A 16396-nucleotide genomic window follows, 5' to 3' on the forward strand; every position below is an offset into this window, starting at 1 on the left:
CGCCATTAAGCCGCCTCGGCGGCCAGCTTCTGGGCCTTTTCCACCGCCTGCTCGATTGTGCCGACCATGTAGAAGGCAGCCTCGGGCAGGTGATCGTACTCGCCGTTCACCAGTCCCTTGAACGAGCGGATCGTGTCTTCCAGCGGCACGAGCTGACCGGGCGAGCCGGTGAACACCTCGGCGACGAAGAAGGGCTGCGAAAGGAAGCGCTCGATCTTGCGGGCGCGCGCGACGGTGAGCTTGTCCTCTTCCGACAGCTCGTCCATGCCCAGAATGGCGATGATGTCCTGCAGAGACTTGTACTTCTGAAGCGTCTGCTGGACCTTGCGCGCCACCGTGTAGTGCTCCTCGCCGAGGATCATCGGCGAAAGGATGCGCGAGGTCGAATCAAGCGGGTCCACCGCCGGGTAGATGCCCTTTTCCGAGATCGCGCGCGACAGCACCGTGGTCGCGTCCAAGTGCGCGAAGGAGGTCGCCGGCGCCGGATCGGTCAGATCGTCGGCGGGCACGTAGATCGCCTGAACCGAGGTGATCGAGCCCTTCGTCGTGGTGGTGATCCGCTCCTGCATGTCGCCCATGTCGGTGGCGAGCGTCGGCTGATAGCCCACCGCCGAGGGAATGCGGCCGAGAAGCGCCGACACCTCGGAGCCCGCCTGGGTGAAGCGGAAGATATTGTCGACGAAGAAGAGAACATCCTGTCCCTGGTCGCGGAAATGCTCCGCCACAGTGAGGCCCGAGAGAGCGACACGGGCGCGGGCCCCCGGCGGCTCGTTCATCTGGCCGTAGATCAGTGCGGCCTTGGAGCCCGCCGCGGAGCCATGCTCGTGGGGATCCTTGTTCACGCCCGATTCGATCATCTCGTGATAGAGATCGTTGCCCTCGCGGGTGCGCTCACCGACGCCGGCGAATACCGAGTAGCCGCCATGGGCGCGCGCGATGTTGTTGATCAGTTCCTGGATCAGCACCGTCTTGCCGACGCCGGCGCCGCCGAACAGGCCCACCTTGCCGCCGCGGGCGTAGGGAGCAAGGAGGTCGATGACCTTGATGCCCGTTACCAAGATCTGCGATTCTGGCGACTGCTCGATAAAGGCAGGCGCCGGCTGATGGATGCCGCGCTTCTCGGCCGCGTTGATCGGCCCGGCCTCGTCGATCGGCTCGCCGATAACGTTCATGATGCGGCCGAGGGTCTCGTCGCCCACCGGCACCAGGATCGGGCTACCGGTGTCCACCACCGGCTGACCGCGCACCAGGCCCTCGGTGAGGTCCATGGCGATGGTGCGGACGGTGTTTTCGCCGAGATGCTGCGCGACTTCCAGCACCAGACGACGGCCGCCATTGTCGGTCTCGAGCGCATTCAGAATTGCGGGCAGATGATCGTCGAACTCGACGTCAACGACGGCGCCGATGACCTGGGCCACACGGCCAGTCGCTACGCCTTTGGAAATCGTGTCAGCCAAGGCTGGCCTCCTTCTCAAACGTCAGAGCGCTTCCGCGCCCGAGATGATCTCGATGAGTTCGGTGGTGATCTGCGCCTGACGCTGCCGGTTGTACGAGATCGTCAGCTTGTCGATCATGTCGCCGGCGTTGCGGGTGGCGTTGTCCATCGCGCTCATGCGCGCGCCCTGCTCGGACGCGGCGTTTTCCAGGAGCGCGCGGTAGATCTGGATCTTGATGTTGCGCGGAATGAGATCTTCGAGGATCGCGACAGGATCGGGCTCGTAGTCGTAGACCGCGCCCCCTGCCGTTGCCGTCTGCGGCGCCTCCTCCGTCTCCACCACCGCCGGGATCACCTGCAGCGCCGTCGGCACCTGCGTGATGACGTTCTGGAAGGTGGCGAAGAAGATGGTGCAGACGTCGAACTCCCCGGCGTTGAATCGCTCGATGATGCGGCTGCCAATCTGGTCGGCGTTCGAAAAGCCGATCTGCTTGACCTCGCGCATGTCGGTGCGGTCGACGATCTTGTCGGTGAGGTCGCGCCGCATCAGGTCGAACGCCTTGCGTCCGACAGCGACGAACTTCACCGTCTTGCCCTCCGCCTCGAGCCGGCGCTGGTGCGCCCGCGCCAGCTTGACGATGTTGGCGTTGAAGCTGCCGGCCAGACCGCGGTCGGAGGCGAAAACGACCAGAAGATGGGTGTCGGACTTGCCCGTCCCCGTCATCAGCGTCGGCGCGTCCCCCTCCATGGCGCCGGCGATATTAGCCAGCACCTTGGCCATGCGTTCTGCATAGGGCCGCGCCGCCTCGGCCGCTTCCTGGGCACGGCGGAGCTTGGCCGCCGCGACCATCTGCATGGCCTTGGTGATCTTCTGCGTCGCCTTGACCGAGGCGATGCGGTTTCGAAGGTCCTTTAGCGAAGGCATGGCGAGGTGCCGTCTCCCCTTTGAGCTGCAGGTTCAGCGATCAGCTGAACTTCTTCGCGAAGGAATCGATCACCTTCTTCAGACGCGCGCGAATGTCGTCGGTGAGCTGCTTCTCGCTGGCGATGGCGTCGAGCACGTCCTTGTGCTCGGTCCGCAGCATGGAGAGCAGACCCTGTTCGAACGCGCCCACCTGGGAGACCTGAAGCTTGTCGAGGTAGCCCTGCGTGCCGGCGAAGATCACCGCCACCTGCTCCTCCGTCTTCAACGGAGAGAACTGAGGCTGCTTCAGGAGCTCGGTGAGGCGCGCGCCGCGATTGAGAAGACGCTGCGTCGCCGCATCGAGATCCGAACCGAACTGCGCGAAAGCCGCCATCTCGCGATACTGCGCGAGCTCGCCCTTGATGGAGCCGGCCACCTGCTTCATCGCCTTGATCTGCGCGGCGGAGCCGACGCGGCTGACCGACAGGCCGACGTTCACCGCGGGACGAATGCCCTGGTAGAACAGATTGGTCTCCAGGAAGATCTGGCCGTCCGTGATCGAGATCACGTTGGTCGGAATATAGGCCGACACGTCGTTGGCTTGGGTCTCGATCACCGGAAGCGCGGTCAGCGAACCGGCGCCGTTGGCATCGCTCAGCTTGGCGGCACGCTCCAGAAGGCGCGAATGGAGATAGAAGACGTCGCCCGGATAGGCCTCGCGCCCCGGCGGGCGGCGCAGAAGCAGCGACACCTGACGATAGGCAACCGCCTGCTTGGAGAGATCGTCATAGGCGATCAGGGCGTGCATGCCGTTGTCGCGGAAATACTCGCCGATGGCGCAGCCGGCGAAGGGCGCGATGTACTGCAACGGCGCCGGATCGGACGCCGTCGCGGCCACGACGATGGAATACTCCATCGCACCGCGCTCCTCGAGCACGCGAACGAGCTGCGCGACCGTCGAGCGCTTCTGACCCACGGCGACGTAGATGCAGTAGAGCTTGTCCTTCTCGCGATTCTCGTCGTGCGCCGGCTTCTGGTTGAGGAAGGTATCGAGGATGATCGCGGACTTGCCGGTCTGACGATCGCCGATCACCAGCTCGCGCTGGCCGCGCCCGATGGGAATCAGCGCATCGATGGCCTTGAGGCCGGTCGACATCGGCTCGTGCACCGATTTGCGCGGAATGATGCCCGGCGCCTTCACGTCGACGCGGCGGAACTCGGCCCCTTCGATCGGGCCCTTGCCATCGATCGGATTGCCGAGGCCGTCGATGACGCGGCCGAGCAGGCCCTTGCCCACCGGCACCTCGACGATGGCGCCGGTCCGCTTGACCGTGTCGCCTTCCTTGATCTCGCGGTCAGAACCGAAGATGACGACGCCGACATTGTCGCGTTCGAGGTTGAGCGCCATGCCGCGCACGCCGCCGGCAAACTCCAGCATCTCGCCCGCCTGACACTGGTCGAGGCCATAGACGCGGGCGATGCCGTCGCCGACCGAGAGAACCTGACCAACTTCCGAAACCTCGGCCTCCTTGCCGAAGTTCTTGATCTGGTCCTTCAGGATTGCGGAGATTTCCGCAGCGCGGATATCCATCAGCCGACCTCTTTCAGTGCGAGCTTAAGGGAATTCAATTTGGTGCGAATCGAGGTGTCGATCTGGCGCGAGCCAACACGAACCACGAGCCCGCCGAGAATATCGGGATCGACACGCTCACGAAGCGTGACGGACTTGCCGGAATAGGCCGCGATGGCCTCAGCCAGATCCCGGCGCTGCACATCGGTGAGCGCCTCGGCGCTGACGACCTCCGCCTCGGCCTCGCCCCGGCCCTCGGCTGCGAGGCGGTGGAAAGCCTTGATCATGGAGGGCAGCGCAAAGAGGCGCCGATTGGCGGCGATGACCTTGAGGAAGTTGCTGGTCAGCTCGCTCGAACCGATCTTGACGGCGATAGCCGAGACGGCGCGAAGCTGCTCCTCGGAAGAGAAGACAGGACTTTCCACCAGACGGCGGAAATCCTCGCTCTCTTCCACCAGCCGACCGAACGCGTCGAGTTCAGTCTCGACGGCACTGATCCTGTTCTCGTCACGAGCGAGTTCGTAGAGCGACTGGGCGTAGCGTTCTGCAACTCCCGATACCGGAGAGGATGACTGTGACACGGACGATCGTTTCTCTTCATTCCATCCCAGGCGCCACCTCGTCGAGCGGAAGTGACCGACCAGCGCCTTGAAGCCTCGACCCTTTTTCCGCCTTCCGACTGCCAAGTGGGCATATTCTCTTACGGAAATGAGGACCGTCTAGCATAGGCATTTGCCCGCGACAACACGCCAAAAGCCTCATCCAACAGGCTCTTGGTGCAGCTGGCGCGATCATGCGTCAGGCCGTTGCCAGATGCGCTGAAATCAGACCGGAAGATAGCCGAGCGGCGGGGCGAGACTGAGACCCGCCAGGGCGAGACTGACGAGCAGCCGAACGGCGTTCTCGAACGCGAAGCTGCGGTCCGCGGCCAGCGAGACGAGGCGGCCGAAGGCAGCGATCAACCAGCCCGCGCCGAGGGCGAGCTGGAGAAAGGGCTGGTCGTACATGGCCAGAACCATCAGCCCGACGCCGAGGTGAAAGCCGCCGATGTCACCCCGTGCGCTCGCGAGGGAGCGGGCATGATAGCGGCGGTCGCGCTCGCCGATGGTCTGGAACGCCATGCCCGGCGCGATCAGCACCCAGAGTCCGTAGAGCACCGTCACAAGAGCGGCGGCGAAAGGCAGCCAATCGGCCAAGGACTGAGGCAGCACGAATTGCATGGCGTGACGCATCCTTCACGATCATGAGCCGGGCCGCTCAAAGGCAAGGGGCGGCATCGACGCCGTCTTCGGCGGGTCGCTTATAGCGGGCTTCCTGACACAAAAGGAAGGCGCCCGTCGGCGCTGTGACGCTAGCGCGTTCGAAGCCCTCAGTTCTGGCAGCGGCCGAGAACGTCGAGCACCTCTTTCTTGTCGCCCCAGAAGAGCGTCATCTGTCCCTTGAAATTCACCACATTGCCGGATTTTCCGTCATCGATGAGCTTCATGTTGACGTTGATGCGCGGCTCGCCAGCGCTTCGCCAAACGGTGACGGTGTTGCCCTCGCCATCGGGGGCCGACTTCACCTTTTCCAGCTCGCGCAAGAGCCCGTTGGTCATGACGTAGCCGTGTTCAAGCGGCTGGGCGTCGCCTTTCGCGCCGCGCGTCTCACGCATCGTGATGAAGACGAACTGCCAGGTGTCCGGCTGATTCTCGGCGAAGGCCGCGTGCCCGTCGGCGGTAAAGAAGGTGCACGCGGCATCCACGGGATACCAATGGATCTGACCGATGGCGAGCGGCCCGGTGGCCTGTCCCTCGTTCGTCGGCTGCTGCTCCTGCCCCGGCTTGGCCGCCGCATCCTGAGCCGCCGCCGGCAGCGCCGTCATGTTTGTCATCAGGAACGCCGCCATGGCGCTCGCCGCCCATCCGATTCGCATCACGCTCGCAATTCGCCGCATTGGTCCTCCGCCCTTTCTGGCGCGACCATCTCATAGAAAGCTCTGTGGGTCGACATCGATCGCCACGTCCACCGAGCCGCGCGGGCGCGGGGCCTGCCGGATCATGGCGCGCAGGTAGGCCTGAAGAGGCGCCTTGCGAGGCGCCTGGCACAGGAGGCGAAAACGATAGCGCCCGCGCAGCAGCGCCAAAGGAGCCTCCGCCGGGCCGAGAACTTCGATGCCCTCGACCGTCGGCGCGGCTTGGCGCAGGGCGCGCGCTTGTTCCTCGGCTTCGCGCCGGCTGCCGGCGGAGACGATGAGGCTGGCGAGGCGCCCGAAGGGTGGCAGACCGGATCGCTGGCGCTCCGCGATCTCGCGGGCATAGAAAAGCTCGGGATCGCCCGAGGCGATCGCCTGCATCACCGGATGCTCCGGCTGAAAGGTCTGAATGAGGCCGCGGCTTGCCCGCCCGCTTCGCCCGGCGCGCCCCGTCACCTGATGGAGAAGCTGGAACGTGCGCTCAGCGGCGCGCGGATCGCCGTTCTGAAGCCCGAGATCGGCGTCCACGGCCCCGACCAGCGTCATCTTGGGAAAATGATGCCCCTTGGCGACGAGCTGGGTCCCGACGACGATGTCCGCGTCTCCCTCCGCGATCGCCTCCAGCTCCCGCCGCAGCCGCCGCGTACCGCCCGGCAGGTCCGACGAGAGGAGAATCGTGCGAGCATCGGGGAAGAGCTCCAGCATCTCCTCCGCCACCCGCTCAACGCCGGGGCCGCAAGCGACGAGATGGTCGAGCGTGCCGCATTCCGGGCAGGCCTCGGGGCGCGGCGTGCTGTAGCCGCAATGGTGGCACTGGAGCTGGCCGCGCAGGCGGTGATCCACCAGCCAGGTCGAGCAGTTGGGGCATTCGAAGCGGTGGCCGCAGACCCGGCAGAGGGTCAGCGGCGCATAGCCGCGTCGATTGAGAAACAGCAGCGCCTGCTCGCCCCGCGCGATCGTCTCGCCGATGGCGGTCGTCAAGACCGGCGAAATGAACCGGCCGCGCGGCGGCGGCGAGCGGCGCATGTCGACGAGGCCGAGATCGGGCAGCGCCGCCTCGGCATAGCGCCCCGACAGGCGAACATGGGCATAGCGGCCCGACGAGGCGTTCACCCGGCTTTCGATGGAGGGTGTGGCCGAGGCGAGAATCACCGGAAAGTCGGAGAGCGATCCTCGCACCACCGCCATGTCGCGCGCATGATAGATGATGCGTTCTTCCTGCTTGTAGGCAGGGTCGTGCTCCTCATCGACGATGACGAGACCGAGATTCTCGAACGGCAGGAACAGCGCGGACCGGGCACCCGCGACGACGCGCACCCGCCCTTCCGTCACCTGACGCCAGATTCTTTCGCGCGTTCTGGGGGCGATGTCGGAATGCCATTCGGCGGGCGGCGCGCCGAAACGGGCATGGAAGCGGTCGAGAAAGCTCTGCGTCAGTGCGATCTCCGGCAAGAGAATGAGCACCTGCCGCCCCTTCTCCAATGCCTTGGCCACCGCCTCGAAATAGACCTCGGTCTTGCCGGAGCCGGTGACACCCTCGAGGAGCGTCACCGAAAAGCCGTCGTTGGCGACCGCATCGGCGAGTCTTGAGGCCGCCTCCCCCTGCTCCCCGCTCAGCTCCGCCCGGCCATAGGAGACGTCGGGAGCCGCAACCACCGGCGGCGGCGGCATTCTGACCCGCTCGAAAGCCCCCGCCCCGATCAGCCCGTCCACCACGGAGGCGGAAACGCCGGCGGCGTGAACGAGGCCGAGGCGTGACCAGGAGGGTGCATCTTCGGCCGTGTCGAGAACCCGGCGCCTTGCCGCCGTCAGCCGCTCGGGCACCGCGCCGGTCAGCCGCAATCCCTCGATCCAGGGTTCGGGATCGAAGGCCGCCGGGGCGCGCAGCGCCATGCGCGCCACCAGACCCGGCGGCGAGATCGTGTACTCGGCCACCCAGTCGATGAAACGGCGCATCGACTCTGCCAGCGGCGGGCAATCGAAGACCTGGGTGATCGGTCTCAGTTTCTTGGGATCGACCTCGTCACCATCGCCATCCCAGACGATGCCGGCCACCTGGCGCGGCCCGAGCGGCACCTGGACGATGGAGCCCGGCACGACCGTCATGCCTTCCGGCACGGCATAGGAATAGGGCCGCTCCGTCGGCAGGGGCACGAGCACACGCACCGTCGCCACGGGAGAAGGCGCGGGGTCACGATCGAACAACTGGGAATCGGGCGGATGCATTATCCGGAGGTGTCACGGCCGCGCGCCGATACGCAAGCCCTTTGGTATTTTGCGAGGAAAACGCCGTCGAGCCGGCGCTTCCACCATCCCATCGCCCGCCCAGGAAACCACAGCCGACCGCGGAGGGCGAGGCCCGCGCCGTCGCCGAGGTCGAGGATCGACAGGAAACGGCGCTGCGGCCGATAGGAGCGAAGGGGGGCGCCGGAAAGGCTGGAGAGGAGATTGGCGAGGAGGACCGGCGCGGCACGAACGCCATAAACGCCAACCTTGGGAAGCGGATGGCCGTCGATTGCAGCGCAGTCGCCCGCCGCGAAGACACGCGCGTCGGCAAGGGAGGCGAGAGTGGGCGCGACGAGAAGGCCGCCGGCGGGATCGACCGGCAGTCCCAGCCGGCCGACCAGCGGCGCGGCGACCAGGCCCGTTGCCAGCACACAATGATCGAAGGCCAGCGCCCCGCCATCGTCCAGAACCACCCGCTGCCCCTGAACCGAGTCGACCTTTCGGCCAAGGACGAGCCGGCACCCTCCCGCGCGCAACCGCCGCTCCATATAGGCACCGGCGCCGCTCGGTGCCGAGGGGAGGAGCCGCTCCCCCCGCCCCACTAGCGTGATGTGAAGGTCGAGGCGCCGACGCTCCGCGAGTCCGGCGAGGTTGGCCGCAATCTCGCAGCCGCTGGCCCCGCCTCCGACGACGATGATGGAGATGGGCCGGCGCGCCGCCTCCAGGGCCTGGCGCAGCCGCAGCAAGCCAGAGACCGGCTTCACCGGCCAGACATTGTCCGAGCGGACGGGAAACGGCGCGCCGACGACGCTGCCGACATTGAACGAAGCCAGATCGTAGCCGACCGGTTGACCCTCCTCAAGGAACACCGTCCGCTCACGACCGTCGAGGCCGACGGCCCGCCCCGTTATCAGGCGAACCCCACAAGCGGCGCACAGCTCTCCGATGTTCACCGTATCTTCGTCTGCCTCGATCGTGCCGCCGAGGAGCGCGGAGGCGCGGCCCGAATACCAAAAGCGTCCGGGATCGACGATCACCAGTTCGGCGCCGGCTGAGCGGAAGCGATCGGCGGCAAGGATCAGCGCGAGATGCGCATGCCCCGCTCCGACCAGCACGACGCGACGCGCATCTGGCTTGGCCTTGGACGCGACGTTCAATGCGCTGCGGCCGCTTCGCCGCCCTCATCGGGACGGACCACGCGGCGCACCAGGCGCGCCAGCGTCAATCCCTGAACAAGGATCGAGAAGATAACGACGACATAGGTGGCCGTGACGATCAGATCGCGCTCCGGCCCGCTCGGCAGCGACAAGGCGAGTGCCACCGAGATACCGCCGCGCACGCCGCCCCAGACCAGCACGGCGACCGTGCCGGGGGAAAAACTCTCGCGAAGCCGCACCACCTGGAACGGCAACAAGACCGAGAAAAAGCGGGCCAGAAGCACGATCGGGATGGCTGTCAGCGCCAGGTAGATACGCCCGATCTCGAACTCGATCACCAGAAGCTCCAACCCGATGAGCATAAAGAGAAAGGCGTTGAGGATCTCGTCGATCAGCAGCCAGAAGCCGGTGATGTAGCGCTGGGTGGTCTCGCTCATGGCGTAGGCAAAGCCGCGCTCGCCGATGAGCAGACCCGCCACGACCACCGAGATCGGCCCCGAAAGATGCAAGCTTTGTGCGGCCGTATAGGTGCCCATCACCAGCGCGAGCGAGATCAGGACCTCGACCGCGAACTCGTCGATGGCATGCATCATCCGGTAGGCGATATAGCCCATGGCGAATCCGAACGCCGCTCCTCCCAGTGCCTCGACGACGAAAAGCTCCGCGACGTCCGCCACCCCGGGCGTCTCGCCGGTTGAATCAGCCGTGGCGAAGGTCAAAAGGATGGTGAAGACCACCACGCCCACGCCATCGTTGAACAGTGATTCGCCGGCCATATCGAGTTCGAGGCGCTTGGGGACCTGAACCGCTTTAAGCGTTGCGAGCACCGCGACCGGATCGGTCGGGCTGATCAGCGCGCCGAAGACCAGAGCCCAGGAATAGGAGATGGGCACCCCGGCAAAGCTTAGGATGCCGTAAAAGGCCGACCCTACAATGACAGTGGAGATCAAGACGCCGAAGGTGGCCATGAGCCCGACCGAGAGTCCCCTGCCCTTCAACCCCTGCCAATCGACGTGCAGCGCCCCGGCGAAGAGCAGGAAGCCGAGCATCCCATTCATCAAGGTCTCGTTGAAATTGATCGCGTCGACCGTCCGCGCGAGGTCGGTGGGAAAGCTGAGGCCGGGCGCGAGCGCGTGGAGCGCGACCAGAAGAAGCGAGGCCGAGAGCCCGAGTACCAGCAGCCCGATACTGACCGGCAAGCCGATGAAGCGTCGGTTGGCCCAGGCGAGGACGGCCGTGATGGTCAAAAGCAGGGCGATGAACTGATTGAGCGACAGCATCAAGCCATGATGGCGCTATCGACGGGACTCTCAAGGAGCATCAGCCCAAACGCAGCCGCTCGTTAAGCCTTCCGAAGGGTTCGGCTTGCCCGCTCGCGGCTGATCCGTATCATCGTCAGCCGACGAACGAAATTTAGGTCGTAAGCCCATGCTGGAACGTCGCCGCAGAGATCGCCGCCGCGTCTGCCTCGGCGCGACCATGACCACTTCGCTCGCGGGACCGCCGATCACCGTCAGGCTGCGCAATCTCAACGAAAAGGGCGCCGAGGTGGTGGTGCCCGGAGGGACGATCGACGCCGAGGAGGTGGAGATCAAGCTGCCCAACGAGGATCGCGTGCGGCGCGCCCGGGTTGTCTGGCGGCGGCTGGATCATTTCGGCCTCAAGTTCCTCAGCCTCTATGAGGAGGCCAAGGAGGACGAGGCGTTCGAAACGCTTTCGCTGAGGATGTCCGACTGATCAGGCGCGAGTGAGCACAATCGCGCCCTCGACAAGGGGGACGGCAACGGGACTCAGCTTCCGTGGTTCTGAAGCCCGAGATGGGCCTTGTCGCCCCAGAGTTCCTTGATGCGCTGGTCGCGCCCGCAGTTCCAGCGATAGTATTTGTAGCGCAGCGGGTTCTTCTCGTAATAGTCCTGGTGATAGTCCTCGGCCGGGTAGAAGGCGCCCGCCTTGGTGATTGTTGTCGCCACCGGCTGCTTGAGCTCGTTCTCGATCGCCTTCTTGGAGGCCTCCGCCTCCTTCAGCTGCTCGTCGTTCTCGGCAAAGATCGCCGTGCGGTAGGACGCGCCCCGGTCGCAAAACTGGCCGCCAGCATCCACCGGATCGACCGAATGCCAGAAGGCCGTGAGCAGCTGCTCGTAGCTGACCTTCGAGGGATCGAACGTCACTTCCACCGATTCATAGTGACCCGTGCCGCCGGCCGAAACCTGATGATAGGTCGGGTTCTTCAGGCTGCCCCCGGTGTAGCCAGAGATCGTCTTGAGGACCCCAGGGACGCGGTCGAAGTCCGATTCCACGCACCAGAAGCAGCCGCCGGCGAAGATCGCCTTTTCGGAGGCCGCGAGCGCGGGACGAGACGAGAACCCGCCAAAGGCCGACACCATGGCGGCGGCAAGCGCCAGCGCGCCTATCCTGCTTGCGTGAAACCTCATGCGGCTCTCCCTTGGCGCTGCGGCGGCCGGCAGGTTCTGAGCCCTGCGTTCCGCGAAGTTGGAGAAGAAAACGTGCCGCGCCCTCGCCACGAGAACAAGTCACGGCTGCGCGCGGCTGGTGACGCTTTCGTGAGGGAACCCCGGATGCGGTTGCCCCCGCCCGGCATCAAGCCGCAACGCGCTCCGCCATGAGCCGGCGGGAAACCAGCGCCATCAGCGCGGCGGCGGCGAGGCTGTAGATTCCCATCACAGCCAGCTGGAACTCGAAATCGACGCCGATATCGATGAGCCAGCCCGTGAGGCCGGGGCCGATCGCCGTGGCGATCACCATGGCGGAAACCACGAGCGAGCGGATCGCTCCGAGATGCCGGGTGCCATAGATTTCCGGCCACATTGCGCCGGAAAGGGTCGAGGAAAAGCCATAGCTGATGCCGAGCAGAGCCATGAACAGGAAGATGGTCCAGTCCGCCTTCATCCATGCGACGACGAAGCAGGCGAGCGCCATGGGCAGCAGAAACGACGGAAGAAACCGCACCGACGAATAGCGGTCGATCAGCCAGCCCGACAAGAGCGAGAAGAACACGTTCGTCACCGACATCACCGCGAAGCCGGCGGCAAAGAGCTGGAGGGACCAGCCCTTGATTTCCGTCAGATAGACCTGATGGAAGAAGACGGTCGTGCCGATGAAGGCCGGGGCGAGGACGCCGAGGCAAATCGCATAGAATTTTGGGTCTCGCAGCACTTCGCTCGCCGTCCAGTCCCTGGCGCTCAGGTGTTCGTGCGAACTGGCCTCCCCCTTGGGATTGCGCTCCCGCCGAACCAGCCAGCCGATCAAGGGAAGCGCGAGCGCCAGCACCGCCACTGCGGCCGCAAGCCACGCGTTGCGCCAGCCGATCGCCGCCGCCACCGCGACAAAAACGAAGGGGAGCAGGCCTTCCCCCGCCCTTTGCCCGAGCGTGGCGAGCGCGACCGCGCGGCCCCTGTTGGCGGCAAACCACCGCCCCGTGGCGGTGAAGGCGATCTCGGTCATCATGCCCTGGCCGAACAGGCGAAGGAGATAGAGCGCGAAGACGAGGCTCGGAATGCTCCAGACCAGACCGAGGGCAAGTGCCGCGGCGGCCAGCGCGATAAGCGAGCCGACCGTCACGGCGAAAGTTGAATACCGATCGAGAAGACGACCCATGAAAGGCAGCGTCGCGGCACTGCAAAGGGTCGCGATCATGTAGAGGCCGCCGAACCCGCCATTGCTGAGCGCAAAGGCACTCCGGATTTCGGCGTTCGACAGGGCGATAAAGAATGTCTGCCCGACGGACGAGAAGAACGTGAGAAGAAATCCGGCGGCGATCCAACGCAGGTTGATCACCACGAAGCGGCCGAAAGATTGCATCGAATGCTCTTGAGATGGTCCGCGCAATGCGGCCTCGGGAAAAGTACACCTGGCTTAGATTGGCCGCATGGCATTCCGTCAAGGGTTGGGTCGACGCTTTCTTCCGATCTTCCGCTTCGCTCGATTGTTCTCCCCGCATCTCTCAAACGAAAGAAGCGGCCACCAGGGCCGCTTCTTCGGTCTTGATCGTCTGCCGGAGACCTGCGCTCAGAAAGCGCTGCGCTTGACCATCATGGCGCGGATGGCGTTGATCGCCAGCGCCGGGTTCAGCCCCTTCGGGCAGGTCTGCGTGCAGTTCATGATGTTGTGGCAGCGATAAAGACGGTACGGGTCCTCGAGGATTTCGAGGCGCTCGCCGGTCGCCTCGTCGCGGCTGTCCGCCAGCCAGCGATAGGCCTGGAGCAGAATGGCCGGGCCGAGATAACGCTCGGGATTCCACCAGTAGGACGGGCACGAGGTCTGGCAGCAGAAGCACAGGATGCACTCGTAGAGGCCATCCAGCTTGGCGCGGTCCTCATGGCTCTGGCGCCATTCCTTTTGAGGCTCCGGCGTCTCCGTCTGGAGCCAAGGCTGGATCATGGTGAGCTGCGCGTAGGGCAGCGACAGATCCGGCACCAAGTCCTTGATCACCGGCATGTGCGGCAGCGGATAGATGGTGATCGTTCCCGACACCTCTTCCATGCCCTTGGTGCAGGCCAGCGTGTTCTCGCCGTCGATGTTCATGGCGCAGGAGCCGCAAATGCCCTCGCGGCAGGAGCGGCGCAGCGTCAGCGTCGGATCGACATTGTCCTTGATCCACAAAAGGGCGTCGAGGATCATCGGCCCGCAATCTTCGGTGGGCACGGTGAACGTGTCCATCCGGGGATTGGAGTCGTCGTCCGGCGACCAGCGGTAGATCCGAAACTCGCGCGTCTTCGTGGCACCGGCCGGCTTGCCCCAGACCTTGCCTTCGGTGAGCGTGGAATTCTTGGGAAGAGTGAACTCGACCATCTGTCTTGCCTAATCCCGTTTGGTTTGGCGTCCGCCGGGAGACGGCGCCATCTTCGCCCCTCACCCCGGCACTCGAAAACCTGCCGGCGCTCCCAAAAGAGCGCCGGTCGGCACGCTCAGTAGACGCGTTTCTTCGGTTTGATGTACTCGATCTCGTTGGACATCGTGTAGGTGTGCACCGGCCGGTCTTCGAGGCGGATGGCCTTGTTGTCGGTGTCGCAATAGACGAGCGTGTGCTTCATCCAATTGGCGTCGTCCCGGTCGGGATAGTCCTCGCGGGCGTGGGCGCCGCGTGATTCCGTGCGGGCCTGGGCTGAATCCATCGTCACCACTGCCTGGATGATGAGGTTCTCATATTCCAGGGATTCCACCAGATCTGTGTTCCAGATCAGGGAGCGGTCGGTGGTGGCGATGTCGTCGGACCCCTGCCAGACCTTGTGGATCAGCGTGTGGCCCTCGTCCAGCACCTCGCCCGTGCGGAAGACGGCGCAGTTGGACTGCATGGTCTTCTGCATGTCGAGGCGAAGCTTGGCCGTGGGCGTGCCACCGGAAGCATAGCGCACCCGGTCGAGGCGCGAGACTGCCAGATCGCCGGCGCCGGCGGGAAGCGGAGCCTGCTCCTCGTTGGCGTCGATAGTCTCGGCGCAGCGCTGACCTGCCGCGCGCCCGAAGACGACGAGGTCGATCAGCGAGTTGGAGCCAAGCCGGTTGGCTCCGTGGACCGACACGCACGCCGCTTCGCCCACCGCCATCAGGCCGGGCACGACAGTGTCGGCGTTGCCATCCTTCTTGGTCAGAACCTCGCCGTAATAGTTCGTCGGGATGCCGCCCATGTTGTAGTGGACGGTCGGCAGAACCGGGATCGGCTCCTTGGTGACATCGACGCCGGCGAAGATCTTGGCCGACTCCGAAATGCCCGGCAGACGCTCGTGCAGGATCGCCGGGTCAAGGTGGTCGAGATGCAGGAAGATGTGGTCCTTGTTCTTGCCAACGCCACGACCCTCGCGGATTTCAACCGTCATCGAGCGTGAGACGACATCGCGCGAGGCAAGGTCCTTGGCCGAGGGCGCATAACGCTCCATGAAGCGTTCACCCTCGGAATTGGTCAGATAACCACCCTCGCCGCGCGAGCCCTCGGTGATGAGGCAGCCGGCGCCATAGATGCCGGTCGGGTGGAACTGGACGAACTCCATGTCCTGGAGAGGCAGGCCGGCACGCAGCACCATCGCGTTGCCGTCGCCCGTGCAGGTGTGGGCCGAGGTCGCAGAGAAATAGGCGCGGCCATAGCCGCCGGTGGCCAGGATCGTCTGCTTGGCGGCGAAACGATGGAGCGTCCCATCCTCGAGGCAGAGCGCGACGACGCCGCGGCAAGCGCCCTCCTCGTCCATGATCAGGTCGATGGCGAAGTATTCGATGAAGAACTCGGTCGAATAGCGCACCGACTGGCCGTAGAGGGTGTGCAGCATGGCGTGGCCAGTACGGTCGGCGGCCGCGCAGGTGCGCTGGGCCGGCGGCCCCTCGCCGAACTCGGTGGTCATGCCGCCGAAGGGCCGCTGATAGATGCGCCCGTCCTCGGTCCGCGAGAAGGGCAGTCCGAAATGCTCCAGCTCGTAGACGGCGGCCGGCGCGTTGCGGACGAGATATTCAATGGCGTCCTGATCGCCCAGCCAGTCCGACCCCTTGACGGTGTCGTACATGTGCCAGCGCCAGTCGTCCCGACCCATGTTGCCGAGCGAGGCGGCGATGCCGCCCTGTGCCGCCACGGTGTGCGAGCGCGTCGGGAAGACCTTGGTGATACAGGCGGTCTTGAGGCCCGCCTGGGCGCAGCCGAGAGTGGCGCGCAAGCCGGCGCCGCCCGCCCCCACGACCACGACGTCGAAGCGATGGTCGACAAAGGGATAGGCGCGGCCGTTGATACCGGGCGTGGAACCGGCGGAAGACTTCATCTCAGCCATCACAAAACTCCGAAGCTCATCTTGATGAGCGCGAACAGGCAGGCGGCGGCGATCATGAGACAGAAGCCGGTGTTGGCCAGGGTCAGGCCGAGCTTCCATGTCTTGGGACCGTATTCCATGATGACTTCCTGCGCCCCGATATACATGTGGTAGACGAAGGAGATCACGGTGAGCGCCATCCAGCCGCCGACGAGCGGATTGGCGAAGGTAGCCCTGACTTCAGCGTAGGTGCTGGTGGCCAGTGTCAGCAGGATGAAGATCATGCCGATGGCCAGCACGAGGCTGGTGACGGAGGTGACGCGCTGGTGCCAGAACTCGCCGACGCCGTGGCCTGCGGCGCCCATGCCGCGGGCGCGACCCATTGGGGTGCGAATGCTCATGGTAAA

Annotated in this window: 15 protein-coding genes; 1 reads left to right on the forward strand and 14 read right to left on the reverse strand. The window is 65.1% G+C overall.

What is annotated here, in order from left to right; all coding sequences use genetic code 11:
* Positions 1 to 5 precede the first annotated feature (5 nt).
* The 9 genes from atpD to B5D38_RS12630 form a co-directional block, all read right to left on the reverse strand.
* Entirely contained in the window at positions 6 to 1457 is a 1452-nt protein-coding gene (gene atpD, locus B5D38_RS12590; protein WP_078708790.1) for a F0F1 ATP synthase subunit beta, read from the reverse strand.
* Between the two features lie 21 nt (positions 1458 to 1478).
* Complete coding sequence (locus B5D38_RS12595) at positions 1479 to 2360, reverse strand: F0F1 ATP synthase subunit gamma (protein ID WP_078708791.1); 882 nt, start codon at positions 2358 to 2360, stop codon at positions 1479 to 1481.
* Between the two features lie 40 nt (positions 2361 to 2400).
* Complete coding sequence (gene atpA, locus B5D38_RS12600) at positions 2401 to 3930, reverse strand: F0F1 ATP synthase subunit alpha (RefSeq protein WP_078708792.1); 1530 nt, start codon at positions 3928 to 3930, stop codon at positions 2401 to 2403.
* Positions 3930 to 4490 carry a F0F1 ATP synthase subunit delta gene (locus B5D38_RS12605; RefSeq protein ID WP_078708793.1) on the reverse strand — a complete coding sequence of 187 codons (561 nt, stop codon included), beginning with the start codon at positions 4488 to 4490 and terminating at the stop codon, positions 3930 to 3932. The genes atpA and B5D38_RS12605 overlap by 1 nt, the downstream gene beginning before the upstream one ends.
* A gap of 243 nt (positions 4491 to 4733) precedes the next feature.
* The gene (locus B5D38_RS12610) at positions 4734 to 5129 is read right to left on the reverse strand and encodes an AGROH133_08824 family phage infection protein (protein ID WP_245319178.1); all 396 of its coding nucleotides are present in this window, start codon (positions 5127 to 5129) and stop codon (positions 4734 to 4736) included.
* Between the two features lie 149 nt (positions 5130 to 5278).
* Entirely contained in the window at positions 5279 to 5845 is a 567-nt protein-coding gene (locus B5D38_RS12615) for a hypothetical protein (RefSeq protein WP_078708795.1), read from the reverse strand.
* Between the two features lie 30 nt (positions 5846 to 5875).
* Entirely contained in the window at positions 5876 to 8089 is a 2214-nt protein-coding gene (locus tag B5D38_RS12620) for a primosomal protein N' (RefSeq protein ID WP_078708796.1), read from the reverse strand.
* Positions 8089 to 9246 carry an NAD(P)/FAD-dependent oxidoreductase gene (locus B5D38_RS12625; protein ID WP_078708797.1) on the reverse strand — a complete coding sequence of 386 codons (1158 nt, stop codon included), beginning with the start codon at positions 9244 to 9246 and terminating at the stop codon, positions 8089 to 8091. The genes B5D38_RS12620 and B5D38_RS12625 overlap by 1 nt, the downstream gene beginning before the upstream one ends.
* On the reverse strand, positions 9243 to 10526 hold the full coding sequence (locus tag B5D38_RS12630; protein WP_207552943.1) for a cation:proton antiporter: 1284 nt from the start codon (positions 10524 to 10526) through the stop codon (positions 9243 to 9245). Before B5D38_RS12630 ends, B5D38_RS12625 begins: the two co-directional genes overlap by 4 nt.
* Before the next feature lie 148 nt (positions 10527 to 10674).
* On the opposite strand from B5D38_RS12630, the gene B5D38_RS12635 reads away from it, so the two are divergent.
* A complete protein-coding gene (locus B5D38_RS12635; RefSeq protein ID WP_078708798.1) occupies positions 10675 to 10983 on the forward strand; it encodes a PilZ domain-containing protein in 309 nt (102 codons plus the stop codon).
* 53 nt (positions 10984 to 11036) lie between these two features.
* Here the strand turns inward: B5D38_RS12635 and msrA are convergent, their stop codons facing one another.
* From msrA to sdhD, 5 genes are all read right to left on the reverse strand, one after another.
* Positions 11037 to 11678 (reverse strand): peptide-methionine (S)-S-oxide reductase MsrA, encoded by a 642-nt coding sequence (gene msrA / locus B5D38_RS12640; RefSeq protein ID WP_078708799.1) that lies wholly within the window; start codon positions 11676 to 11678, stop codon positions 11037 to 11039.
* 166 nt (positions 11679 to 11844) lie between these two features.
* Complete coding sequence (locus B5D38_RS12645; RefSeq protein ID WP_078708800.1) at positions 11845 to 13065, reverse strand: MFS transporter; 1221 nt, start codon at positions 13063 to 13065, stop codon at positions 11845 to 11847.
* A gap of 207 nt (positions 13066 to 13272) precedes the next feature.
* The gene (locus B5D38_RS12650; protein ID WP_078708801.1) at positions 13273 to 14055 is read right to left on the reverse strand and encodes a succinate dehydrogenase iron-sulfur subunit; all 783 of its coding nucleotides are present in this window, start codon (positions 14053 to 14055) and stop codon (positions 13273 to 13275) included.
* A gap of 116 nt (positions 14056 to 14171) precedes the next feature.
* Positions 14172 to 16001: a succinate dehydrogenase flavoprotein subunit gene (gene sdhA / locus B5D38_RS12655; RefSeq protein ID WP_078708932.1), complete on the reverse strand. Its 1830-nt coding sequence runs from the start codon at positions 15999 to 16001 to the stop codon at positions 14172 to 14174.
* An 8-nt stretch (positions 16002 to 16009) separates the two neighbouring features.
* The gene (sdhD, locus tag B5D38_RS12660) at positions 16010 to 16390 is read right to left on the reverse strand and encodes a succinate dehydrogenase, hydrophobic membrane anchor protein (protein ID WP_078708802.1); all 381 of its coding nucleotides are present in this window, start codon (positions 16388 to 16390) and stop codon (positions 16010 to 16012) included.
* Positions 16391 to 16396 lie beyond the last annotated feature (6 nt).

This window comes from Consotaella salsifontis (assembly GCF_900167365.1).
In the GTDB taxonomy this organism is placed as follows: Bacteria; Pseudomonadota; Alphaproteobacteria; order Rhizobiales; family Rhizobiaceae; genus Consotaella; species Consotaella salsifontis.